At 60.5% G+C, this 24,194-nt stretch carries 16 protein-coding genes; 5 read left to right on the top strand and 11 right to left on the bottom strand.

Annotation, left to right across the window (positions count from 1 at the left end; genetic code table 11):
- Window positions 1–831 precede the first annotated feature (831 nt).
- Window positions 832–1,224, bottom strand: a complete 393-nt coding sequence (locus ACZM8Y_RS12000; RefSeq protein WP_479860128.1) for a helix-turn-helix domain-containing protein — start codon at window positions 1,222–1,224, stop codon at window positions 832–834.
- A 415-nt stretch (window positions 1,225–1,639) separates the two neighbouring features.
- Between ACZM8Y_RS12000 and ACZM8Y_RS11995 the strand changes: the two genes are divergently transcribed.
- Window positions 1,640–4,729, top strand: coding sequence for an EAL domain-containing protein (locus ACZM8Y_RS11995; protein ID WP_482332911.1), 3,090 nt, complete (start codon window positions 1,640–1,642; stop codon window positions 4,727–4,729).
- Window positions 4,730–4,734: 5 nt separating this feature from the next.
- On the opposite strand, the gene ACZM8Y_RS11990 is transcribed toward ACZM8Y_RS11995, so the two are convergent.
- Complete coding sequence (locus tag ACZM8Y_RS11990) at window positions 4,735–5,043, bottom strand: hypothetical protein (RefSeq protein ID WP_482332909.1); 309 nt, start codon at window positions 5,041–5,043, stop codon at window positions 4,735–4,737.
- Between the two features lie 582 nt (window positions 5,044–5,625).
- Between ACZM8Y_RS11990 and ACZM8Y_RS11985 the strand changes: the two genes are divergently transcribed.
- The 4 genes from ACZM8Y_RS11985 (at window position 5,626) to ACZM8Y_RS11970 (ending at window position 12,992) form a co-directional block, all read left to right on the top strand.
- The gene (locus ACZM8Y_RS11985) at window positions 5,626–6,522 is read left to right on the top strand and encodes a DMT family transporter (RefSeq protein WP_479860047.1); all 897 of its coding nucleotides are present in this window, start codon (window positions 5,626–5,628) and stop codon (window positions 6,520–6,522) included.
- A gap of 281 nt (window positions 6,523–6,803) precedes the next feature.
- Window positions 6,804–8,588: a TolC family protein gene (locus tag ACZM8Y_RS11980; RefSeq protein ID WP_482332907.1), complete on the top strand. Its 1,785-nt coding sequence runs from the start codon at window positions 6,804–6,806 to the stop codon at window positions 8,586–8,588.
- A gap of 49 nt (window positions 8,589–8,637) precedes the next feature.
- Complete coding sequence (locus tag ACZM8Y_RS11975) at window positions 8,638–9,744, top strand: efflux RND transporter periplasmic adaptor subunit (RefSeq protein ID WP_487479948.1); 1,107 nt, start codon at window positions 8,638–8,640, stop codon at window positions 9,742–9,744.
- 50 nt (window positions 9,745–9,794) lie between these two features.
- On the top strand, window positions 9,795–12,992 hold the full coding sequence (locus tag ACZM8Y_RS11970) for an efflux RND transporter permease subunit (RefSeq protein WP_482332903.1): 3,198 nt from the start codon (window positions 9,795–9,797) through the stop codon (window positions 12,990–12,992).
- 529 nt (window positions 12,993–13,521) lie between these two features.
- Here the strand turns inward: ACZM8Y_RS11970 and ACZM8Y_RS11965 are convergent.
- From ACZM8Y_RS11965 to ACZM8Y_RS11925, 9 genes are all read right to left on the bottom strand, one after another.
- Window positions 13,522–14,934, bottom strand: coding sequence for a glucose/sorbosone family PQQ-dependent dehydrogenase (locus tag ACZM8Y_RS11965; RefSeq protein WP_482332901.1), 1,413 nt, complete (start codon window positions 14,932–14,934; stop codon window positions 13,522–13,524).
- A gap of 275 nt (window positions 14,935–15,209) precedes the next feature.
- Window positions 15,210–16,052, bottom strand: coding sequence for a pirin family protein (locus ACZM8Y_RS11960; protein ID WP_482332899.1), 843 nt, complete (start codon window positions 16,050–16,052; stop codon window positions 15,210–15,212).
- 453 nt (window positions 16,053–16,505) lie between these two features.
- On the bottom strand, window positions 16,506–17,429 hold the full coding sequence (fba, locus tag ACZM8Y_RS11955; RefSeq protein ID WP_302979762.1) for a class II fructose-1,6-bisphosphate aldolase: 924 nt from the start codon (window positions 17,427–17,429) through the stop codon (window positions 16,506–16,508).
- A gap of 244 nt (window positions 17,430–17,673) precedes the next feature.
- On the bottom strand, window positions 17,674–18,483 hold the full coding sequence (locus ACZM8Y_RS11950) for a sugar phosphate isomerase/epimerase family protein (protein WP_302979763.1): 810 nt from the start codon (window positions 18,481–18,483) through the stop codon (window positions 17,674–17,676).
- Window positions 18,484–18,585: 102 nt separating this feature from the next.
- Entirely contained in the window at window positions 18,586–19,506 is a 921-nt protein-coding gene (locus ACZM8Y_RS11945; RefSeq protein WP_009380527.1) for an NAD-dependent epimerase/dehydratase family protein, read from the bottom strand.
- Window positions 19,507–20,005: 499 nt separating this feature from the next.
- Window positions 20,006–20,893 carry an NAD(P)-dependent oxidoreductase gene (locus ACZM8Y_RS11940; RefSeq protein ID WP_302552958.1) on the bottom strand — a complete coding sequence of 296 codons (888 nt, stop codon included), beginning with the start codon at window positions 20,891–20,893 and terminating at the stop codon, window positions 20,006–20,008.
- Window positions 20,894–21,007: 114 nt separating this feature from the next.
- Window positions 21,008–21,946: a transketolase family protein gene (locus tag ACZM8Y_RS11935; RefSeq protein ID WP_482332616.1), complete on the bottom strand. Its 939-nt coding sequence runs from the start codon at window positions 21,944–21,946 to the stop codon at window positions 21,008–21,010.
- An 18-nt stretch (window positions 21,947–21,964) separates the two neighbouring features.
- Window positions 21,965–22,783: a transketolase gene (locus ACZM8Y_RS11930; RefSeq protein WP_302552960.1), complete on the bottom strand. Its 819-nt coding sequence runs from the start codon at window positions 22,781–22,783 to the stop codon at window positions 21,965–21,967.
- 18 nt (window positions 22,784–22,801) lie between these two features.
- On the bottom strand, window positions 22,802–24,082 hold the full coding sequence (locus ACZM8Y_RS11925; protein WP_489501762.1) for an ATP-dependent 6-phosphofructokinase: 1,281 nt from the start codon (window positions 24,080–24,082) through the stop codon (window positions 22,802–22,804).
- Window positions 24,083–24,194 lie beyond the last annotated feature (112 nt).

The following is a 24,194-nucleotide window of genomic DNA, read 5'->3' as shown; positions in this document are numbered from 1 at the left end:
GTGCCTAGGGCATTTTAGCAGTTATTCCTTTGTGATTTCAGGAAATAAAGCATCAAGCGTCCTCTATGGCACAGCCTTCTTCTTTGAAACGTATGACCTTCCGGGAACAGCGCCATCGCCCCCGGCTGGGCCGTCTGGGTGTCCCTAACCCCGCAAAGTCACGCCCCTACAGCATCAAGGCTATGGGAACACGGAACCCAGCGATTTCTTGACCGCCGGGGCCACAGGAGGGAGCGGCTATAGCCAGCCTCGCCCATCAAAAAAACGGCGAAGAGATCGAATCTGCTTGGTCACGCCTTTTCCATGCCCCTGTCATGGCATGTGGTTGTTTTATCTCCACGGGATGGAAAATACTGATATTTTCTCCAGTTTTTCCGGCGATGGGCTCCATGATTGGGACATATTATTGAACACATTAGGAATAGGCCGCACGCCTGCCGATGGACGACGTGCCCAGGGCATTTTATCAGTTATTCCTCTGTGATTTCAGGAAATAAAGCATCAAGCGTCCTCTTACGGTACAGCCTTTTTCCATACGCCGTGAGCGATGTCCCTGCTGCAACCATACGGAAGACGGCCATGATCTGGCCGTCCGTTTCTCCGGGGAGCCTTCCCCCGTAAGGGGATGGAAACGCATAAGCTCAACCACGTCGCCAGTGGCCATCCCCCCGCAGGGGGATGGAAAACAGAGAGTTTCCGTTGTCCGCCAGCACCAAGAGCGGAGTTCCGCTGAGGAAACTCCGCAGTCCATAAGGTGCGGTTGAAAAACAAACGGCCCAACCCGCCGCCATCTTGTAGGGGGCACCGTCCACGCCCCGCTTTAGGGCGGGATCAGGGGCGGAGCCGGGCCAGTTCCTCGCGCAAGCGTCCGTTTTCCTGCAACAGCCTGCGGTTTTCAGCATAGAGCTGGCGGTTTTCAGCGGAAAGCTCCCGGCGCTCGGCGCGTTCCTCATCCAAGTCCTTCAACAACAGTGGGCACTGGCGGCAGTCGCATCCTGAAGAGAGCTCTTTATGCCGTTCGCGCATCGCGCCGCGCCCGAACAGCAGCCAGCCGGGAGATATATCAAAAACGGAGCATACGTTGATGATAAACTCCAAATCTGGCATATTGGTGCCGCGTTCGTACCTCCCAAGCGTGGTGAGCGGCGTCCGCAGACGTGTGGCGAATTCGCTCTGTGTCATGGCGCCCCGTACGGCCTTCAGCCGTTCCTGCAATGATTCCATAGGCAACGTGCATCCAAAGCCCGCAGCCCCTTTGCTTTCCTCCGGCAGGGCGCAATCGGATCGTCGTTGCCGGATCCGGCCGGAAAATTCCATTTTTGATTGACAATAATTCAAAAATGGTTAATAAAGGGCGTGGGCGGTTGAGAAATGATGTGACCACAGAACTCTACCGAACCCCTACCAAATGATCAACGTACATCCCCAAGGAGTGCGGCCGAACCTGACCTCTCCCTCCTTCGCCTCAACAATGCCCCGAAGACGCCTGTCCCCCTCACCGGACAGGCGTGACGTGCCGCGCTCAAGGCGTACCGCCAATACATGAATATAACATACAATCTATTCTGTATTTGCTCTTTAGAGCGGAGCATGTTAATTTCTGTCTGGCGTGAAGAGATGCACCTGTTAAGGACGTTTAATGGCAAGGCAAGCTCAGAATCAACCGACTTGCGCCTCCCCTTCGGATGAGGCTTCTAAGGCCGCAGCCGCTTCCCAAGTGCGGGTTCCGGCCCGGCAGCGAGCCGCATCTTCTCTTAATCTCCATAAGGTTATTGGAGATACCTCAGCCGAAATCGTCTGGGAACAGGCCTGTGCTCCGGGTGCCGATTGTATTTTTTCCGGTGATTCCCGTTTTGCCTGCGCCAACGAATGCCTCCCGGCTGAAGAAGCCTACGAAACGATCCACCCTGACGATCGGCCTTTATTCCGTTCCGACATTGATTCGCTCCATTCCGGGGGGCAGGATACCTTTTCACGCCGGATCCGCAGCCTCGGCTGTGACGGGAGCTGGATTCCCGTGGATGCCTACGCCCGCAGCCTGCGCGACGGCAGCGGGACGCCCCTGTATCTCATCGGCGGCTTTAGGGACGCCTCCAACCTCCCGCCCGCCTCTTCTACGGGCATCCTCCCCCGCGACCCCGCCGTATCCGACATCATTTGGGAACGTTCCGTATCCGGGGGCGGCTTCGCCGTTTCCGATGGCGTGGAGCGCTTCCTCGGCCACCCGCGCCATCACTTCAGGAGTGCGGAGGATCTCATCTGCCTGCTTCACCCCAGCGACCTCGCCATCGTCCATGAACATATGGAAGCCATAGGCAAGCTGGCTGGCTGCGACTGCCTTTCCGTACGGATACGCCACAACGACGGCACATGGCGGCAGGCCGAGGCCCGCATGACCGTCTTGCGCGGCCGGGCCGGCGAAGACAGGATCATCGGCGCGCTAAAGGACGTCACCCCCAAGGCCGCACGGGATCTCCCGCCGCTCCAGCCCGCACAAATTTCGTCCTTGACAGGGTTGTACACGCTCGAAGCCGGGCAAGCCATTATTGAAAAAAAACTTCTCACCGGCCTCAACTTACAGGCCCTCATTCTCGTGGATTTCCGCAACCTCAGCGAAATCGAACAGCGCCACGGCAGCCGCTGGAAAAACCTTTTCCTTCAGCACGCGGGGGCCATCCTCCGCAGCCTCGCCCGCGAGAACGATGTGCCCATCCACTGCCGCGCCGGTTCGTTTATCCTTTTTGCCGATCAATACGAGTCCCTCCGCGAAGTGACCGACCTTACCCGCAGCCTTCAGCGGGCGCTTGGCGCCGCCTGCGCTTTCGACGGGGAGCCCGATTCCGTGGAATTTTCCATCGGCATCGCCGTCGCGCCGTACGACGCCCTCACGTTTTCCGGCCTCATTGACCGCGCTGCTCAGGCATGCAGCCAGCGTTCAGGGGTGAACTTCTATGACAAGCAGGCCGCCGACCGTTTTCGGATCGACGCCGAATTCATTGAAGAGGAGCGCCGCCGCGAAAAAGAGCAGATACGCAAAGCCCTCCAGACCATCATGGATAACGTGGACGCCTACCTCTTCGTCGTCCACCCGCTCCGCCATGAGGTGCTGTTCGCCAACCGCCAGATCCGCAGCATCCGGCCTGAATGCATACCCGGTTCATCCTGCTACCGTTCCTTTTTCCGTTTCGACAAGCCCTGCATCGACTGCGCCATCCTCAAAGGTCAGGACTGCCTCATCGAAAAGGACGGCCAACAGATTTATCTCCAGCTTCGCCATAAAAAAATCCGTTGGCTCAACGATGAGATGGTCTACCTCGTCAGCGGCATCGACATCACCGAGCGCATGCTCCACGCCCGCAGGCTTGAGCACATGGCTTACCACGATTCCCTGCTCGACATCCCCAACCGGCAGGCCGCGCTCAGGAACCTCCAGCACATGCTGCGCGAGGGCAAGCACTGTGCCGTCGTCTTGTTCGACATCAGCGATTTCAAGCTGTTCAACGAAACCTTCGGCCACGCCAAAGGCGATCTCCTGCTCAAGGACGTGAGCCTGTCCATTGCCCGTTTTGTGCCTGAAGGCAGCCTCTACCGTTCCGGTGGGGACGATTTCCTTGTCCTGCTTCCCGGCGCTGACGGCCCGCAGGCCGAACGCCTTGCCCAGTCCGTCAGGGCCTCTTTCATACGCGTGCTCACCATTGAGGATCTTGAGTACACCTGCAACATCGACGCCGGGATCAGCGTTTCGCCGCAAGACGGCACCAATCCGAGCACCCTCATCACCCACGCCGAGCTCGCCCTTGCCGAAGCCCGCAAGGAAGGCCGCGGCATCTACCAGTTCAACAAGGAACTCGATCAGCGCCTCTCCCGCAAGAAGCTGCTCCAAATCCTCATCCGATCCGCGCTGGCGAACGGCGATTTTGAGGTGCATTTCCAGCCGGTTTTCGAGATCAGCACGGGCCTGTTCCGCAAAGCCGAGGCCTTGCTGCGCCTGCGGGACGCTGCGGGCAATTTTATTTCCCCCTCCGAATTCATCCCTGTGGCCGAAGAGACCGGCCTCATCGTGGATGTCGGCTACCTTGTGCTCGACACCGTCTGCCGCCAGCTTCTCAATATGGCAAGTGTTGCGGGGTTCCCTTTCCAAGTCGCCGTAAACATTTCCGCCATCCAGCTTCTCCAGACCAATTTCGTCAGCAGGGTTGTGGAAATCATCCAGTATCACGGCATCAACCCGCAGCAGCTTGAGTTTGAAATCACCGAGAGCGTGCTCATCAATTCCTTTGAGCAGGTGAAGAGCGTCATGCAGCAACTGCGGGATAAAGGCATCCGCTTTGCGCTTGATGACTTCGGCACGGGCTACTCCAGCCTGAGCTATCTGACCCATCTCCCCATCAGTACCCTCAAGCTCGACCGTTCGTTCATCAAGAACCTCGAAACGTCCGAAAGCAACCGGCAGGTATGCAAGGCCGTCATCGACATTGCCCGCCACTTCAACATGGCGATCGTCGCTGAAGGTGTTGAAAACCAAGAACAGTCGAAAATCATTTCAGAAATTGGGGCAACAAGCATACAGGGCTTCTATTATGCCCGGCCCTTGCCCGGCGGCCAGCTTGTCCCGTGGCTTTCCGAGCACGAGGATCACGGCATCCCCGCGCCAACCGCAGAGAGAGAGAGAGAGAGAGAGAGAGAGAGAGAGAGAGAGAGAGAGAACTCTGGACCCGGCCGAAACTGAATGGCCTACGCTCCTGCCCCTCCGGGGGAAACGGTGAGGAGGGCGGGCCTTTTCATCTGGACGAGAAAATGCCTGTGATGCTGCATACTTCTCAGACAGATCAAATTTTTTCCGCTTTGGAGGATGGCACCGCATCTTATCTGGTTCTTGAGTGAGCCCCCGATTTCAAGGGGCCGATGCCGCCCCACCGGAAAATCCGCGTACCCCCTATTGGGGGTAATGCCGTACATGGTTCTGCGGAACCGCCCCGGATCGATCACCTTGCCGATCTTCACGTTTATCAGGAAGTACGGCGAGGCGACGTCCCTGCCCAATCCTGTCCCTCTGCAAATCCTGCCTAGCCCGATTCCCTTCCTCCATTTTCCCTTCCTCCATTCCCGAATGGAGAGAACAGCGGGAGCGGCATCAGCCCGGACGTGAATCTGAGTGGAAAACAGCCGCCTGCATTTCCTGTACTCAATCCGCCGACCCGCCGGGCCCTTTGCCAGGCGGGAACGCCCGGCCCTGTTTTCCCCCGTTTCCAGCTTCCGCAAAAGCGCCTTCCCCCCTTCATTCACAGCGGGGCACTCTCCAGACATGCAGCTTTCCCCACCAGATGCGAATGAAAAAAGTCTTTTATCTTCATGGGCAAGAGAGGGTTCTGGACGCCGCAAAAATGGATCGGGGCACGTTCCGCTTTCCGGGCTGAACCACTTTCCTTTCCCGGATGCCGCTCTAGGCCGTGCCGTTAATTAGATATAATCTATTGAAATTTTTAAATTATTTTTCAAATTATAAAATATTGTTTCAATAATTTCAAATAATTATATATTAAACGACGACACGGCCTGACAAGATGATGACATGCGGCAACAGGCGTGCTACGCAGGGCGAGAACTTCAGGAGGGATGGGTCGTATGTCCGGGTTCGGCGTTTTTCTGGCTATAGCGACGGCCTTTTCATGGGCCCTTGGGTGCGTCGTCCATACGACGGCCTCAAGGGTGGTGGGGATACCGGCGGTCATGCTCATCCGGCAGCCGCTGGCAAGCGTGGTGCTCGGCATCTTTTGCCTGATTACGGGCGACTTGTGGCTTCCGTCGCTGCATTTGTTTTGGCTGGCGGCGGCATCCGGGGTGTTCGGGATCATCATAGGCGACGCCTGCCAATACGCGGGCGCGCTGACCATCGGCCTGCGCCCGGCGCAGGTATGCCAATCGCTGTCCTCGTGCTTCACCGCCCTCTTCGGCTCCATCTATCTGAACGAATATATAGGGCTGCAAGGCTGGCTCGGAATGTTCGTGGCGACATGCGGGGTGATCCTCGTGATCCTCTCCGAACAGCGGGACGCCCATAATCCCCCGGTATCCAACAGGCAGCGCAACAAAGGGGTCATCATTTCGCTCCTTGCCGCCGTCTTCGTCGCGCTCGGCATCGTTTTTTCCAAGCAGGCCCTCCAGGAGGGCATCGGCGCGCTGCCGCTGGCTTTCTACCGCAACGCGATTTCCACAGTGGGCATCTGGGCGGTCGGGCTTGCCTTCGGAGCCATCCGTCCGGCGTTCGGGAACCTCAAGGCCAACCCCGGCATCCTCAAGCTCTTCCCGCTCGGCTGCCTTTTCGGCCCCGCCGGGGGCATCTGGCTTTCGTGCGTCGCCCTCGACTATCTTCCCGCCGCCGTCGCCGCGATGCTCATCGGGCTTCAACCCATCGCCCTGCTTATCATCACCGGCATCATGGAACGCCGCATCCCCGCCCCCAACTCCATCATCGGCTCCATCATAGCCTGTACCGGGGCGGCAATCCTGCTGCTCCGATAACACAAAAAGAAGCGCCCTCATCAGGCGGATTCCGTTAACACGGCCCCACAAGGTGCCCCGCTCCAAGAGCGCGGCACCTTTTTTCGCGCACGGCGTCAGCCCGTTGATGCCTTCCAGCGGCATTGCCGCCCCAAAACGTGTTCCTTCCACATACCTCATGAGAATCATTCAAGTAATCATGGGAGTTCGCCCAAAACGAGCTATTCATAAGGAAAAGGGCTCCCTATCCCTCCACCATTGCTTGAAGCCTTGCCGTGATCCTTTTGCATTCAGGATGCCGTATGCCGAACAACGTATTCTCTACTGCATTGGCCTGTAATCCCTCCCCATTCCACAGCCGTTCCTCCCGAACGCGATCCCACGGGCTCAAAACGGGCATAGCCCAATCGCTCATCGTGACGCTATGCCTGATCGGGGCGCCGGGGTGCTCCACATGGAGCGTGGGGCCTGACTTCGAGCGGCCCGATATGCAAAACATGCCGGAAAAATGGGATGCGGGCGACCCGCAGCCCCCCCTCGCCGGGGATGTTTCCCTGGCTACATGGTGGCAGAGCTTCAATGACCCCGCCCTGAACCAGCTTGTGACGCGGGCGCGCCTCTCCAGCCCCACCATCGAGGCGGCCCTGCTGAAAATCGTACAGTACCGCGCGCAATATGCCGTTGCCATAGGCAGTTTCTTTCCGCAGACGCAGGAGCTCACCGGAACATACGGCTCCGAACACCCCAGCCGCCGCTCCGCCGATGCGCCCCAACCGGGCGAGCCCTCGCAGCCCGGCACCATCCAGCAACTGAATCTGGGCTTTCAGGCGACGTGGGAAATCGACATCTGGGGCAAGTACCGGCGCAACGCCGAAGCCGCCAAAGCCGCCCTGCAAGGCGCCCATGCGGGCTATGAGCTCGCGCTCGTAACCCTCAGCGCCGATGTCGCCCAACAGTATTTCAGCTATCGCACGACGGAAAAACAACTGGAAATCGCAAAACGCAACAGCTTGGCGCAGAAGGAATCCGTACGCCTGACCGAAGCCATGTTCCGCTTGGGAGCCTCAAGCGGGCGGGACTACGATCAAGCCGTCGCCATGCAGAAGAATACGGAAGCCGACATCCCGCAGTTGGAAGCGCAGTTGATCGCCAGCCGCAATGCCCTGTGCGTGCTGCTCGGCATCCCCCCCGGCCCCATACCGGAACTGGCCCCGGACTGGATGCCGCAGCCGCCTCAAACGGCTCCCGGAACAGCGCGGGCGTCTTCCGGGCCCACAGCGGGGAAAACGCTTCCTCAAGGGGCAATGCCATACGCGGCGGAACGCACCGCCCAGCCCTTTATCCCTCTGGACATAGCCATAGGCGTCCCGGCGGATCTCCTGCGCCGAAGGCCCGATGTACGGCAGGCGGAACAGGAAGCGGCGGCCCAGTGCGCGCGTATAGGCATCAACAAGGCGGCGCTGTTCCCTTCGTTTTCCATCAGCGGCTTTCTGGGATTCCAGGGAAGCGACGTCGGGGCCTTCACGCTGGGAGACACCTTCTCGCACAACGCCTTCACCGCAAGCGCCTCGCCGTCTCTGGTGCTGCCCTTCCTCAACTACGGACGGCTGTACAATGCCGTGCGCGCGCAGGACGCCGTTTTCCAGCAAAGCCTCGTCACCTACAAACAAACGGTGCTGCGGGCATTACAGGAAGCCGAGGACGCCATGAGCTCCTTCATCCGTTCCCGCCAGCGCCTGACCCTGCTCCAGCAGGCCGCAGAAGCCGCCGGGCGCTCCACCAAGCTGGCGCTTGAGCAGTACAACGCGGGCAGCACCGATTTTACCACGGTCGTCTCGGCCCAGACCACACAATACCAGCAAGAAAACAGCGTTGCGGCGGCAGCGGGAAACACGGCGCTGCAAGCCGTGGCCCTGTTCCGGGCCCTGGGCGGCGGCTGGCAGCCCCAGCCCCTGCCGTTGCCCAAGGCCACCGTCGACGCGATGAAAAAGCGTACCGACTGGGGCGGCATGCTGCGCGATATGGAAAGCGCCCCCGTTGCCGGACAGTCCGAGATCCCACAAGCCGAAACGCACAGAGGTTACTGATATGCACAGCTGCGACTCCCAAACAGCCCTTCGCCAAAACCCCACCCGCGTGCCTGCGTCCCTCCTGCCCGGACTGCCGGGGCTCGCTGTGGCCCTCTGCCTTGTTCTGGCCGGCTGCAACGACACGCCGCATAAGGCCGAAACGGATGAACCTCTGCCCGTGGCCGCCGTCAAACCGGAGCGGCGGAACGTGCCTTTGCTGGTGGAAAGCACGGGGATGACGCAGGCCGTGCGCACTGCGGACATTGTGGCCCGGGTGGAAGGCACGCTCCAAAAAATAGCCTATGCGGACGGTGCGCTCGTGCAGGAAGGGGACACCCTGTTCGTCATTGATCCCACGATGTACAAAGCCAAACGGCAGCAGGCCGAGGCCACGCTGGCGGCGCAGAAGGCGGTGCGGAACAGGGCGGCGGTCGAATACGCCCGCAACCGGAAGCTCTACGCGGAACGGGCGGCCTCACAGGCCACGGTGGTCAGTTGGCGCGAACAGTTGAGCAATGCCGAAGCGCAGGTCGCCGCCGCGCAAGCCGCCCTGACCCAAGCGGGCATCGAATTGGGGTATACGGTCATCAAGGCCCCGTTCACCGGGCGCGTGTCGCGCCATAAAGTGGACGTCGGCAACGTCATCAGCCCGCAGACCGGAACGCTTGCCTCCATCGTTTCCCAGGATCCCGTCTATGCCGATTTTACAGCCCCGGCGGACAGCATCCTGCCGCTTCTGAACAGCTTCGACGACGCCAAATCCATCCCCTTGGAACTGGCCGTCGGGGATGGGCCTTATTCCATCAAGGGGAAGCTCGACTACATTTCCCCGCAAGTGGACGCCTCTTCCGGGACGCTCGCCCTGCGTGGCGTTTTTCCCAATACGGACGGCAAGCTGCTTCCGGGCCTTTTCGTACGGGTTCAGGTCCCCACGGAGCGTGAGGACGAAGTGATGGTGATCCCCCGGCAGGCCGTGCTGGAGAATCAGGGAAAGTCCTTTGTATACGTCATCGGGCAGGACAGCCGGGCCCGCATGGTCCCCGTGGCGGCCGGGCCCGCCGTGGGCAGTGACCGTATTGCCGTCATCAGCGGGATTACCCCGGAATCGTTGGTTATCTATGACGGCATGGCCCATATCCGGCAGGGCATGGCCGTCACCAACACCGCGCAGTGACGCCCCGCCGCGCGCTGTCGGCACTTCCCCAGCAGTATGAGGAATGTCCTATGTTTACACGCCTGTTCGTCCAAAATCCCATTTTTACCAACGTCATTGCCATCATTGCGGTCATTCTGGGCATCGTGTCGCTGACGCGCCTTCCCATAGCGCTGTATCCCGACATCACCCCGCCGACGATCGCCGTTTCCGCCAGCTATCCCGGCGCGGACGCGGAAACCGTGGCCAAGACCGTCGGCGCGCCCATAGAGCTGCAAGTCAACGGCGTGGAAAACATGATCTACATGTCCTCCACCAGCGCCGATGACGGCACCTATTCCCTTACCGTCACCTTCGCGCTGGGGACCGATGTCAATATCGCCATGGTATTGCTGCAAAACCTGGTCAACAACGCGCTCCCGCTGCTGCCGCAGGTCGTACAGCAGCAAGGGGTCACGGTCACCAAACATTCCCCCTCCATCCTGCAGGTCATAGCCCTCGATTCCCCCGGCGGCTCCTACGACAACCTTTTTCTGGCCAACTACGCGAACCTGCAAATCGAAAACGTCCTTTCCCGCGTGAAGGGGGTCGGGCAGGTGCAGGCTTTCGGGGCCGGGTTCTACGCCATGCGGATCTGGCTGGATCTCGACAAGCTCAACTACCTCGGCGTGAGCGTGGACGAGGTCAATCAGGCCATCAGCCAGCAAAACGTCCAGGTAGCCGCGGGCAACGTCGGCGGCAGGCCCAATTCCGGCAAGCAGGCCATGCAGTTGACGGTGCTCATGCAGGGGCAGTTGGACACGCCCACGGCATTCGGCGACATCATCGTCAAGACGCTGCCCGGCAACCAGATAATCCGGCTGCGCGACGTGGGCGAAATCGAAATGGGGGCGCAGTCCTACGGGGCGCAGTCCCAGATCCGCGGGGACAACGCGGCGCTCATCGCCATCTACCAGCTGCCCGACGCCAACGCCCTTGAAACCGCCGCCAACATCCGCAGCGCCATGGAAAAGCTGTCCAAGGACTTCCCGCCCGACATGCGCTGGACCATGCCGTTCGACACGTCGCACTTCGTTTCCATCGCCGTGACGCAAGTATATCTGACCTTTGTGAAGTCCATCGTGCTGGTCATGCTGGTCGTGCTGGTCTTCCTCCAGAACTTCCGGGCGGCGGTCGGCCCGGCGGTGGTCATTCCCGTGACCCTCATGGGGGCGTTCGTTTTCCTGAACATCGCCGGTTTTTCGGTGAACATGATATCGCTTTTCGCGCTCGTGCTGGCGATAGGGCTCATCGTGGACGACTCGATCATCGTTGTGGAAGCCACCATGTCCCATCTGGAGCGGGGGCTGACGCCGCAGGAGGCCGCCCTCGCGGGCATGAGGGATCTGTTCCTCTCCATCGTGGCGGTGATGTTCGTCTTTGCCAGCGTATTCCTCCCGGCGGCCACGCTCCCCGGCATCACCGGGCAGCTGTACAGCCAGTTCGCGCTGGTCATAGGCGGCGCGGCACTCCTCAGCGCCGTTTTCGCCATCTCGCTCACGCCCACGGAATGCTCCCTGCTGCTCCGCCAGCAGAAAGCCGTGCGCCCGGCCTCGTTCGACGCCCCGCAAGGCGAACGGCCCGATTTTGCGGAAGACAAGGCCGACGTGACGACGGGCAATGTCTTTTGCCGGGTCTTCAACCGCGGGTACAACGCCCTGCACGGCTTTGCCATGCGCATTGTGGGGATCACCCTGCGTTCGCCCGCCATCGCCCTGCTGACGTACGGCGTCCTCGCCGCCTTTGCCGTCTGGAGGCTGATAACCCTGCCTCAGGGCTTCCTGCCCGAAGAGGATCAGGGGTATGTCCTTGTGAGCGCGCAGCTGCCCGACGCCGCGGCCAGCCCGCGCACTTCGGAATTGGCGGGCCGCATGGATGAGGTGTTCGCCAACACGCCCGGCGTGGAAACATGGGTCACCATCAGCGGCTTTTCCATGCTGGAAGGCGCGGCCCTGCCCAATGCGGTGACGGCCTTCGTGATCTTTGAAAGCTGGGCGAAACGCGGCACCAAACTCAACCAGTACGCCATCATGGACGAACTCTACCGGGGATTCGGCCAAATCCCCGAAGGCGAATTCATGGTCATCCCGCCACCGCCCATCATGGGCATCGGCAATGCCGGGGGCTTCGACATGATGATCGAAGACCGGGCCAGCCGCGGGCCTCAGGCGCTGGAGGCGGCGGTACGGGCCTACGAGGAAGCGGCGGCGAAAGATCCGCGCCTTGAGCATGTCATGTCCCTGTATTCCGCCTCGACGCCCAAGCTCTACCTGAACGTGAACCGCACGCAGGCCATGACGGAAGGCATTGCCCTGCCGCAGCTTTTCACGGCCATACAAACGGCGTTCGGAGGCCAGTACATCAATACCTTCAGCAAATACAACCAGAACTATCAGGTGCGCGTGCAGGCCGCCGAACGCTACCGCAGCACGGCGGACAACCTTTTGTCCCTGCGCGTGCCCAACGGCAAGGGCGAGGAAGTGCCGCTGGCGGGTTTCGCTTCCGTCCAGCAGGTCAGCGGGCCGAGCATCGTGACGCGCTATAACCTCTACTCTTCCGCATCCATGCAAGGCAGCGCCGCCCCCGGCGTCAGCACGGGCGCCGGCATGAAGGCCATGGAAGAAATCGCCGGGCGGGTACTGCCCCAAGGTTTCGGCTACGAGTGGACGGGGATGAGCTTTCAGGAAGAAAAAAGCCACGGGCAGGCCGCCATTGCCGTCGGTCTGGCGATCCTGCTGGTCTACCTGATCCTCGCCGCGCTGTATGCCAACTGGATATTGCCCCTCGGCGTGCTGCTGGTCATCCCGCTGGCGCTGTTCGGCACCGTGGCCGCCATCATGCTGCGCGGCATGGACAACAATATCTATGTGCAGATCGGGATGCTGCTGCTCATCGCCATGTCCAGCAAAAACGCGCTGATTCTGGTCTTGTACGCGCGCCGCTACGGGGAACAGGGGATGACCCCCATGCAGGCGGCGCACAAGGCCGCCAGCGTCAGGTTCCGGCCCATCCTCATGTCCTCGCTGGCCTATGCCGTGGGCGCCCTGCCCATGCTCTGGGCAACGGGCGCAGGCGCGATCAACCAGCAATATCTGGGTACTGCCGTTTTCGGCGGCATGGTGGCGACGGCGCTGCTCACCGTGCTGTACGCCCCGTTTTTCTATACGGTGTTCATGGGCCTTTCCAGCAAACTGGGCGGCAAACGGACACCCGAACCGAAGCAAGCCTGAAGCGGGGCCTCCCCCGGAGGCTCCTCCCGGCCCCCGGCAAGGGCGCTTTCCCTGTGCTCCACAAGGTACGAGCGGCGCGCCGGAAGGGAAATGCCCACCCTGCTTGAACGCGAAGGTGAGCCGTCCGGCAAACCGCGCACCGGCAGGGGAAGCGCCCTTGACCTGTGCCGCGATTCCTTTGACCGCGAGGCCGCCAACGGAACCGCTTGAAGCACGGCGCTGAATGGGCCATCCGGAAAGGATCTTTTTTTCTTGCGAAGCAAAGGGATACGGTTCCCCAACTCTATGGGAGCCAAAGCCCCAAGCCTCCTCTCATAGAAAAAAGAAGAGGGAGCCATGCGAATACTTCTTTGTGAGCCTCCCCTTCTCTTCATCACATTTCCGGATCTTCCACGCGGGAGAGGTTCCCACCATTCCGCTTTTCCTATCAGCCGGATGCCACAGCAAAGGTAAAGAAAACCAAAAGAGGAAAACCTCTCTCCAGAAAGGTTTCCCTCCATCAGGAACTCCGTACGTTCCTTACCGGAAATTATTGCTTGGCGTCGTAGATGAACGCGATGATCGAACCGGGGTTCTTCATGTCGTTGACGGGCTTGCCGTCGTTGCCGAGAGCGTTGCCGCGCACGTCGGTAGCCACGTAAATGGTCTTCCCGTCGGGCGAGACGAGTGCCGAACGGTAGCGGTTGGGCGTATGGAAGTACTTGGTCACGTCGCCCTGCGCGGTCTTGCCGTCGGCATTGAGGGGTACACGATACAGCGCGCCGTTCTTGAGGCTGGTCACGAGAAGGGAGTTGCCCCAGCCGGGGATCGGGCCGTTCGCCGGGTAGTAGGCGACGCTCGACGGCGCGATGGTCGGCCAGCACAGGTAGGCCATGTCGCCGCAACGCCCGTCGCGGAAGTTGTACGAATTCGGCACGGTATAGAACGTCTTGATGGGTTCGCGGAAATCCTCGGCCTTCCACTCGGTTTCCTTCTGCTGCGGAACGCTGGCGGGGATATCGGTCGGGAAGTAGCTCTTCGCCAACTTTTCGCAGTCAGGGGCCGCCGACCAGTTGCCGTATACGTAGCCCTGATCATCCTGGAACCCGGCGACGTGCGGCCAGCCGTAGTTGCCACCCGCCACGAGGAGATTGATCTCATCATCTGACGAAGGGCCGTGCTCGGCCTCAAAGAGCAGATCACCCACAAAGACAAGCCCCTGCGGGTTACGATGGCCGTAGGTGTACACGTGGCTCCTGACACCGTTGATGACCGGGTTGTCGTCCGGGATGCCGCCGTCGGGATTGAGGCGCAGCACCTTGCCCGCATAGGCGGAATGATCGCCCGCGTCGAGTTCGGCCTTGGTGGGGATACGCTGGGCGTCGATGGGCTTGCAGACGTTCGCGCCCTGATTGTGCCCCTGCTCCCCGATGGAATAATAGAGCTTGCCGTCGGGCCCGAAGCGCAGGCGGCCGCCGTTGTGGTCATCCCCGGCGGGCATGTTGCTCAGGATTACTTTGGGATCGGCAATCTTCCGGGTCTGCGGATCATAGTGGAACCGGACGATGCGGGCGTGTTCCCTGCCGCCGTCCATATATGTATGCGCGACATAGACGTTGTTCTTGCTGCCGTTTTTGCCGAGATCGGGATCAAGGGCAATGCCGAGCACGCCTTCATGCTGCGGCCCGACCTTCACGTCCGGAATGCTGCCGACGAGCTTTTTCTCGCCTGTTTCGGGATCCACACTGGTGATGCGGCTCCCTTCGCGCTCGGAAACCCAAATATGATTGCCCGGCCCCCAGACCATATCCCACGGAGCGGAAAGGCCTTCGGCAATGACGACCCCTTCAAACGGTTCCGCAGTGGTCACCGCCTTTTCCTTTTGCGGCGTTGCGGCCCAAGAAGCCGGAGCGCTCAGAAGCAGCAGCGTCATCGCGCCTGCCATGACTCGGGAATGGTGCATTCTGTACCTCCTGATGTTTCTCTGTGTATCGGAACGCGAGGCTCTCCGCCGCGCGGTTTCCGGCATTGTCAAAAGCGGGAAGCCCTGCGGATTCCCGTTCGGCAAAGGCGGGGGAAAAACGCCTCCCCCAAAAACGGGCTCCTTTCAGGCTGGGTTTGCCTTTCAAGGCTGAAGCGCCCCATCCCGCGGGAACGCGTGAGGAGGGCTTTGGGCGAGGCGCGGGCAGCTGCTGGAACGGACGCCCGCACCTTTAACGGCGGAACAGCCGCAGAATGTTACCCATGACAGATGAACGTCCCCTCTTCCAGTTCCATAAACGCGTTGCGCAGCTCTTCATCGGTATTCATGACGATGGGGCCTCCCCATGCTACGGGCTCGCGGAGGGGCTTGCCGGAAACGATGACCATACGGGCGCCTTCGGGACCGGCATGGAGGTGGATCTTGTCCCCATCCGAGAAGAGGACGGCACGCCGGGCGGGCTGGATCACACCTTCCGGCTCATAGGCGCACGAACCTTCCATAAGATACGAGAACACGGTATTGCCGGGGATAGTCTCCATCTCCCACGTGCCGCCGGGCCCCATCTCTACATCAAGGAATTGCACGTCCACGTATTCGCCTTGTGTCGCGCCGCCGATATTGCCGTATTTTCCGGTGACGACGCGGATCGTCACGCCCTTCTCCTCAATGACGGGGATATCGTCGGGGGTGATGTCGCGGTATTTGGGATGGACCATTTTTTTGTCGCGCGGCAGGTTGATCCAGAGCTGGAGCCCGAGCATCCGGGGGGATGCCTTGGGCATTTCCTGATGCAGGATGCCCCCGCCCGCCGTCATCCACTGGCAGCAGCCGTCTTTAATCTGCCCGCTGTTGCCAAGGCTGTCCTTGTGGTCGATTTCGCCTTTCACCAGATATGTAAACGTCTCAATCCCGCGATGCGGGTGCAGCGGAAAGCCGCGCACGTAATCCGCAGGATTCAGCGAGTCGAACGCATCCAACATGAGGAACGGGTCAAAGTCCCGGATCGTCCCTGAGCCGAGCACGCGGACCAGATGTACCCCGGCCCCGTCTATCGCCTGACGGCCCGTCACGATCTTTTTGACTATGCGGTATGACATGACTGTCTCCTTTTTTCCCCATACTATCCTTCACACGGTATGGTGCGTCAATAAAATAAACATTATTTTTAGTACGATAGAGTTATAAAGAGACTCCACCCGCTACGGAACGAACCGATTTCACACCCAAAAACACGCATTGCCCGGTAACGGCATACCGATCCCGTACGCAGCAAAAGAGCGTTCCCACTTTGAAAAAGTGAAAACGCTCCTTCACATTGCGGAACAAAAAAACACGCTTTCAGGCCAGCCTAAAAACCCAGTATCCGGACAAAAACTTCCAGCCCATGATGTGGGGGAATGCGGCGGAAGCACCGTCTCCCCGATGCCCTTCTTTCTGCGGGAAGCGGCGGTCCGGAAGCATGAACCGGAGGCAAAAAGAAAGGGCGTCCCCGAGGGCTCGCAAACGCGGGGACGCCCTGCCCAGCGTCCGGGGGGTCGGACGCCGAACGCTTATGCCTGCCCGGACGAACCGAGCACGGCGCGGATCTTATGCCGGACCATCTCGCGCACGGCTTCGCGGCCCGCGGTCAGATAGGAGCGAGGATCGAAGGTTTCGGGGCGCTCCGCAAGCAGGGTCCGGATGGCGGCGGTGACGGCCAACCGCAGATCCGTATCAATATTGATCTTGCAAATGGCGGAAGCGGCGGCGCGGCGAAGCAGGTCTTCGGGCACGCCGGAGGCTCCCGCTACATTCCCGCCGTGCGCGTTGACGGCAGCCACGGCCTCCTGCGGCACACTCGACGCGCCGTGCAGCACCAGCGGCACGCCCGGCAGACGGGCGGCGATAGCGTCAAGGCGCTCGAAATCAAGCCGCGCCTCCCCCGAAAACTTGCAGGGGCCGTGACTCGTCCCGATGGCAATGGCAAGCGAATCGCATCCGGTACGGGCTACAAATGTTTCTGCCTCTTCGGGATCGGTATAAACGGATTCGCGGGACGAAACGGTTTCCTCGACCCCGGCGAGCCGTCCGAGTTCGGCTTCGACCCAGACACCCCTGTCATGGGCGTACTCCACGACGCGGCGGGTGACGGCCACATTCTCCTCAAAAGGCAGGTGTGAGCCGTCGATCATGACCGAAGTGAACCCATCGTCGATGCAGGCCTTGCAGATGTCGAAGTCGGCCCCATGATCCAGATGCAGCACAAAAGGCACATCGGTTTCTTCCGAAGCGGCTTCGGCCATTTTGCGGAGATAACCCCGCCCGGCGTACTGGCGCGCCCCGTTGGAGACTTGCAGGATCACGGGGGAACGCTCGTCCCCGGCGGCCTGCAAAATCCCCTGCACGGTTTCCATATTGTTGATGTTGAACGCGCCCACGGCGAAACCGCCCGCAAGGGCTTTCGCAAACATGTCCCGAGGTCCGGTAAGAGGCATCTGACCTATCCTTTGTTCAAAAGGTTCCGTATCGTTTCAAAAAACATGCGCCGTTCCGCATCAAACGGGCTCAGGCCCCGCCCAGAGATACCGTAATCCCGCAAGGGCAACAGGCCATACTGCAAAACCGTGGCCCGGCAGGTACGTTTCCCTCAACGGCGTTGCGCTCAAAAAAACGCTCAGGAAAGAGGCCGCATGTTTCTGAAACGCCGCGATGCGTTACAGCCAAAACTGGCAACAGCCGTTACAGAAAAGCCTGACGGACATACTCGGCATCGCGCCTGAGCGCATACAGGGCATCCGAGCCGAAAACCGGCTCCGTATAACGGTTTTCGAGGAACAGCGGCCCATCGTACCCTTCCCGCTTCAGCGCCGCGAGCAACTCACCCGCGCGGCATGACCCCTCACCGAGGGGCCTGACTCCGGGTTCGCCGTACATGCCGTCCTTGAGATGCACGCCGCAACACACGGCGAGGTGTTCCGGCAAGGCCTCAAACACGTCTTCCCGCCTACGCAGGACAAAATGAGACAGGTCGAGGCAGGAACAGAGATTATCGTAGGCGACGATATTCAAAAGGGATTTCATCGTCGTAACATCAAGAAGATTTTCCGTGGCTACAGCAATGCCCCGGTGTTTCGCCAGCGCACAGGCCAGCCGCAAACAGCGGGCCGTCTCACGCAGATCGTCCTTGTTACGGATAGCCGACGCCTTGAAGCTCGGCAGCACAATCCGGGGAATGCCCATGTCGGCGGCACAGTCCACGGCGGCGGCAATGGCCTTTTCCGCCGTATTGCGCCGTTCGCTTCCGGGCTCGGCGGTCATGCCGTGCTTCAGGACAGCCAGCACGACTACAGCGTCAAGCCGGATGCCGTATAGCTCAGCCTCTTCTTTCCATTGCCGCTGTATGCCCGGCGACGACAGCGGAAAATCTTCCTCCGCAGAACCCAAATCGAGCTGGATCGCATCGATCCCCGCTTCCTTCAGCTTCTTGCAGCATGACGGAGATTGCAGCAGGGGGTGCACCCAATTACAGACACCAAGCAATACGGCCATACACATTCCTTTCAAAAGTCTTGGGAAGGAAAGAGGTTGAAGCCGGGGAAAGCCTCTTCTTCAAAAGGCCTTCCCCGCCCCGACGGTCGATCATTCCAATCGCTAATCTCTTCCCATGACCACGCGGATATAATCCTTTACGGAGTCCTCGATGGACCATTCGGGCGCGTAACCCAGCTCCTTCCGGATAGCGGAATCGTCGAACGAGCACGCATACGGCGAGGTGTTCGCGCTGTGTTCCGCATAGGTGACTTTGGCTTCCGGGCAGAGGCGGTTGGTCAGTTCCGCGACTTCCCGAAGCGTGTGGACGCTGCCGCAGACGGTATAGAAGCGCTGTGCGGGCTTTTCGGCGTTCCAGACCAGCAGCATGGCCTTGATCGTGTCATGGATGTAGATCCAGTCGCCCCGCTCGTCCGGGTTGTCGACGTGCACCTCGCCGCCTCTGGCGATGGAATCCACAAGCCCCGTCGTATATTGCGTGGTCAGGCCGTTGGTACGGTTGGGCCCCCAGACCCATGTGGGACGGATGCCCCGGCTGTCGATGCCGTGGTTGTCGGCGTACCAGCGCAGCAGGTGCTCCCCGGCCAGCTTGGTCTGCCCGTAGATGGTGGCGGGATCCTTGGGCGCGTCTTCCGGCACGGGTTCGACGGAGGTCGGGCTGTACAGGGAGATGGAGCTCATGAAGAAGAACCGCTTCACCCCGCAGGCCACCGCCGCATCAAGCAGCACCTGCGTGGAGCGGAAGTTCACCTGAAACGCCAGCGGCGGATTCTGTTCGCACACGCCCGCCATGAGCGCGCCGAGATGGAAGATCCCCTCGATACCGTTGGTCGCCACCGCCCGGTACAGATCGAGATCCGAAGCGCTGTCGCCCTGCACGTAGGTGATCGAATCCATGATGTCCTGCAACAGATGAGGAACCGGAACACGGTCGAAAACGACGACTTCGTCGCCCTGCCGCAGCAGAGCGCGGACAAGATGGGAACCGATGAAGCCCGCGCCGCCCGTTACGAGAATACGCATGAAACCTCCCCTGGGATGTCCCCACGGCTAAAAGAAGCGAGAGTGCTGCCACTGAACGGTTTTTGCCTTAGGCTCTGTCATAGAATGTGGTTGTTCCATCCCCACAGCATGGTGAAAGGAGAGCTTTTTCTCTCATTTCCCCGTCAATGGCTTTATGGTTGGGGGATTTTATTGGCTATTCCCTTAGGCCGTGTTGCCATTTGATATATAACCATTTGAAATTATTAAAAATAATTAAATACTTCCAATGAATTACATCTAATTGACGACACGATCTAGAATTGAAAGGAATAACATCAACCATTTCCTATGGCACAGCCTTGCCTTATGCCCCATGCAAAGGGCATGTGCTTTTGGGGAAGAACCATTTGGAAGCCGGCACCCTCAAAAAAGCATTCGGGATACGTCCGGGCACAGCCGCCCGAAACGCGCCGCGTGCCCGGAAAACACGGACGGCCCGTTCCGCGGCGTGCCCGCCCTGCGGAACCGCCCGCAGGCCCTATGCCTTCCAGTTTTTCGCCACGGCCTTCCATGCTACGGCGTGATCCTTCGCGCCGTAGCCCTGAACCGAAACCATCCGATGCACATAATCCACCGCCGCGCCCAGAATGAGCGGCGCGCCGTACTCCTTTGCCATGTCGAGGCACAACCTGTTGTCCTTGATGAGCATGTCCACGGTAAAGGTGGGCTCGTCATACCGCCCCTCGGCGATGCGGGCACCGATTTCCTTGTAGGCGTTGCTGAGCACGCGGGCGTTGGCGGCGACCGCCACGTCGATGAGCGTCTTCTGGGACAGCCCCATGTGCTCGGCGAGCGCCATAGTCTCGGCGGCGCAGGCGTTGATCGCGCCGAGCATCATATTATTGAGCAGCTTCAGCTTGTTGCCGTGCCCAAGCGGGCCGATGTGGAACAGTTTTTCTTCCGATCCGCTGAGCACGAGGAGCACATCCCTGATCTTGGCGAGGGCCTCATCCGAGCCGCCGAGCGCAAAAGCCCAACTTCCAACCCCGGACGGGCTGCCCATGACCGGGGCGTCCACAAAATCAATGCCTTTGGGGGCCAGCGCCTCGCCCATACGGATGTTCACGCCCGGATCGACCGTGCTCATGTTGACGACCACGGTGCCCTCAGGGGCCCCGGACGCGATCCCGCCCTCGCCGAGCACGACCTTTTCCGTATCGGCGGGGCCGGGGACGAACATCAGGATGACCCCAGCCTTGCCCGCCAGTTCCGCCGGAGAACCGCACATGCTCACCCCGGCCTCGGAAGCGCGCTTGACGGCGGGTGGATACGGATCGTACCCGGCTACGGAGGCCCCGCTTTCCATCAATTTTTTCGCGCAATTGCTTCCCATAACCCCCAGTCCGACAATGCCTACGGTATCCATATGCAATCCTTGCTTGAGTCCGAAAAAAGGTATGACTTCAGCCCCCCCGCCGAACGGGCGGGGAAACGGTGAAACCAATGAAACGGGATGGTTCCGGCGGAACGCCGGGGGCGGCTACTTTCTGGCGACGGCCTTGCGGGCCGCCTTGGCGATGTCCGCGGCGGTGATGCCGAACACGCCCATCAGATAGGGCGCCTTGCCCACCTGACCGAAATGATCCTTGACGCCGACGCGTTCCAGCGGCGTGGGCCGCTGTTCCGCCAGCACTTCCGCAACGGCGCTGCCGAGGCCGCCGATGACGCTGTGGTTTTCCGCCGTAACCAGCGCGCCGGTTTCGGAGGCCGCCTTGATGACGGCGTCGGCGTCGATGGGCTTGACGGTGTGGATGTTGAGCACGCGGGCGGATACGCCTTCCTGAGCCAGCGTTTCGGCGGCCTGCAAAGCGTTGGCGACGCAGACGCCGGACGCGATCAGGGTCACGTCGGAACCGTCGCGCAGGAGATCGGCCTTGCCGAGATCAAACTCGTAGCCATCGTCAAAGACGTTTTCGGCCTGACGGCGGAAAAGCCGGATGTATACCGGGCCCTCGTGCTCGACGATGGCGGGCAGGGCCTTGCGGAGCTGCACCGAGTCCGTGGGCTCGAACACGGTCATGCCCGGCAGGGTGCGCATGATGCCCATGTCTTCAAGCGCCATGTGCGTACCGCCGTTGAGTTCCGCGCCGACGCCCGGATCGGAGCCGACGATTTTGACGTTCAGTCCGGCGTAGCAAACCGAGATGGCGATCTGATCGAAGCAGCGGCGGGAGGCGAACGTGGCGAAAGAATGCACGAAGGGGATCTTGCCGCAGGCGGACAGCCCGGCGGCCACGCCGACCATATTGGCCTCGGCGATACCCACGTTGAAGGAGCGGTCTGGGTAGGCCGCCTTGAACGGCTTCATGCCGTGCGCGCCGGTCAGATCCGCCTCGACGTCCACGATGCGGGGATCCTCCTTGGCAAGCGCGATCATCGTATCGCAATAGACCTTACGCATTTCCTGAGATTCAAGCATGACGGCATTCCTCGTTCCTTATTGGAGTTCCTGCAAAGCGGCGGCGACGTCTTCGGGCGACAGGGGCATGTTGTGCGAACTGAGCTTGCCTTCCGCGACCGAAAGCCCTTTGCCCTTGACCGTGGCCATGATGATGGCGGTGGGGCGCTTCTTGATGGTGCGGGCATGGGTCAGCGCGGCTTCGAGATCCGAGAAGTTGTGCCCGTCGATGCACAGGGTCGCCCAGCCGAACGCCTCCCAGCGCTTGTCGAGCGGGCGCACGGCGTTGATCGCGTCGGTATAGCCGTCGATCTGCATCCCGTTGTCGTCCACCAGCACGACAAGGTTGTCGAGCTCCTGGCTCCCGGCATACATGGCCGCTTCCCAGATCTGCCCTTCCTGCTGCTCGCCGTCGCCGACGATGCAGTAGACGCGGTAATCCTTGCGCTCCATGCGCGCCGCCAGCGCCATGCCCACCGCCGCCGAAAGCCCCTGCCCAAGCGAGCCCGCGGTCATGTCGATGCCCGTGGTCAGCTTCATGTCGCAATGGCTCGGCAGCCTCGTGCCGGGCTGGTTCAGGGTGAGGAGGACTTCCTTATCGAAATACCCCTTCATGGCCAGCAGGGTATACAGCGCGGGTCCGGCATGGCCCTTGGAGAGCACGATGCGGTCACGGTCGGGCCAGCCCGGCTCTTCGGGGCGCACGCGCATTTCTTCATAATAAAGGTAGACCAGCGCTTCGATGAGGGACAGGGAGCCGCCCACATGCCCGACGCCGATCTGGCCGATCATTTTGGTGAGCAACTGCCTCGCTTCCTTGCTCAGCTCGGTGAGCTGCCGCAATTTCCGCTCGTTCATGGTTCAGCCTCGACTTCCTTACAGATGTTGTTCCGGTTCGGGGGACGTGCCCATCACGTCCCCCTGCCCGGTCGTTTCCAAAACCGACTGCCACAGGTCGGAACGCACGCTCATGGTGCGGCGCTTGCGCGTTACCAGCTCCAGCGGCAGATGGACGAACTTGTCCATAATGTTGGCTACGACCATGCCCGTTTTCCCGCTCATGGCCGCGTGCACGGCATGTTGGCCCAAAAAGCCGCAGTACAGCCTGTCGTTGGCGTTGGCGGGGACGGAACGGATCATGTAGCTCGGATCGATATATTTGAGATAGTAAGGTATCTTTTTGGCTGAAAAGTATTCGGCGATCTTCCCGCGCAGGAACCCGGTGATGTCGCCGAGGGCCTTGTTGCCCGAAGCGTCGCAGCGGGTTTCGTGCTCGGAAAGCAGATCCTGCCCCGCCCCTTCCGCCACGGTGAGCACGGCGTGGGAGTGCTCGGCAAGGCATTTTTCCAGAGCCGGGAACAAGCCCCGTTCCCCGTAAAGGCTAAAGGGGACTTCAGGGACGAGCACAAAATTGACCTCACGCATGGAAAGGGAGGCGTTGGCGGCGATGAAGCCCGACTCGCGCCCCATCAGCTTGACGATGCCGATGCCGTTGAAGACGCTGGCGGCCTCGATGTGGGCGCAGCGGATGGCGTCGGCGGCCTTGTCCACCGCCGTTTCAAAGCCGAAGGAATGGGGGATGAAATTGATGTCGTTGTCGATGGTTTTCGGAATCCCGACAATGGAGATGTGCTTGCCGCGCCGGGCGACCTCCTGCTGGATGGACGCCGCAGCCTTCATCGTCCCGTCGCCGCCGATGATGAACAGCGCGCTGATGTTCAGGCGCTCAAGGGCGGTGGCGATTTCGGATGAAGACTGCGGCCCTCTGGACGTGCCGAGGATAGTCCCGCCGAACTCGTGGATGCCTTCCACGCTGTGCGGCGTCAGTTCACGCACATCATACTGATAGGAAGGGATGAACCCCTGCAGCCCGTAACGGATGCCCAGGACTGACGGGACGTGGTAGGCGTTGTACGCCGTCATCACGATGGCCCTGATGACGTCGTTGATGCCCGGGCACAGCCCGCCGCAGGTCACGATGGCGCACTTCGTCTTGCTCGGATCGAAGTAGATCCTGTTGCGGGGCCCCGCCAGCTCAAAGGACATGGGGCACGGCGCGGCGCCTTCTTCCAGCAGTTCCTCATCCACAGTGATACTTCCTACATAATCCAGTTCCGCCTGGACAACGGTTGCTCTGTGGATCTTTCCTTTTAACATCTCTATTGTCATCTTATATAAGTCCTTTCCTGCAGGGAATAACTTTCAAGTGGATAAAAGCATCCGCTTCTGTATTTAATAAAAAAACGTCTCGGGGTACACTTCGACCCTG

The organism is Bilophila sp., assembly GCF_057864385.1.
This window is presented reverse-complemented; position numbering and strand designations above follow the sequence as displayed.

Coding starts and splice junctions, on each gene's coding strand:
- ACZM8Y_RS12000 (WP_479860128.1), bottom strand. CDS start 1,224: ATGGAATCATTGCAGGAACGGCTGAAGGCCGTACGGGGCGCCATGACA.
- ACZM8Y_RS11925 (WP_489501762.1), bottom strand. CDS start 24,082: ATGTTAAAAGGAAAGATCCACAGAGCAACCGTTGTCCAGGCGGAACTG.
- ACZM8Y_RS11945 (WP_009380527.1), bottom strand. CDS start 19,506: ATGCGTATTCTCGTAACGGGCGGCGCGGGCTTCATCGGTTCCCATCTT.
- ACZM8Y_RS11965 (WP_482332901.1), bottom strand. CDS start 14,934: ATGCACCATTCCCGAGTCATGGCAGGCGCGATGACGCTGCTGCTTCTG.
- ACZM8Y_RS11995 (WP_482332911.1), top strand. CDS start 1,640: ATGGCAAGGCAAGCTCAGAATCAACCGACTTGCGCCTCCCCTTCGGAT.
- ACZM8Y_RS11960 (WP_482332899.1), bottom strand. CDS start 16,052: ATGTCATACCGCATAGTCAAAAAGATCGTGACGGGCCGTCAGGCGATA.
- ACZM8Y_RS11985 (WP_479860047.1), top strand. CDS start 5,626: ATGTCCGGGTTCGGCGTTTTTCTGGCTATAGCGACGGCCTTTTCATGG.
- ACZM8Y_RS11935 (WP_482332616.1), bottom strand. CDS start 21,946: ATGCTTGAATCTCAGGAAATGCGTAAGGTCTATTGCGATACGATGATC.
- ACZM8Y_RS11980 (WP_482332907.1), top strand. CDS start 6,804: ATGCCGAACAACGTATTCTCTACTGCATTGGCCTGTAATCCCTCCCCA.
- ACZM8Y_RS11930 (WP_302552960.1), bottom strand. CDS start 22,783: ATGAACGAGCGGAAATTGCGGCAGCTCACCGAGCTGAGCAAGGAAGCG.
- ACZM8Y_RS11970 (WP_482332903.1), top strand. CDS start 9,795: ATGTTTACACGCCTGTTCGTCCAAAATCCCATTTTTACCAACGTCATT.
- ACZM8Y_RS11950 (WP_302979763.1), bottom strand. CDS start 18,483: ATGGCCGTATTGCTTGGTGTCTGTAATTGGGTGCACCCCCTGCTGCAA.
- ACZM8Y_RS11940 (WP_302552958.1), bottom strand. CDS start 20,893: ATGGATACCGTAGGCATTGTCGGACTGGGGGTTATGGGAAGCAATTGC.
- fba (WP_302979762.1), bottom strand. CDS start 17,429: ATGCCTCTTACCGGACCTCGGGACATGTTTGCGAAAGCCCTTGCGGGC.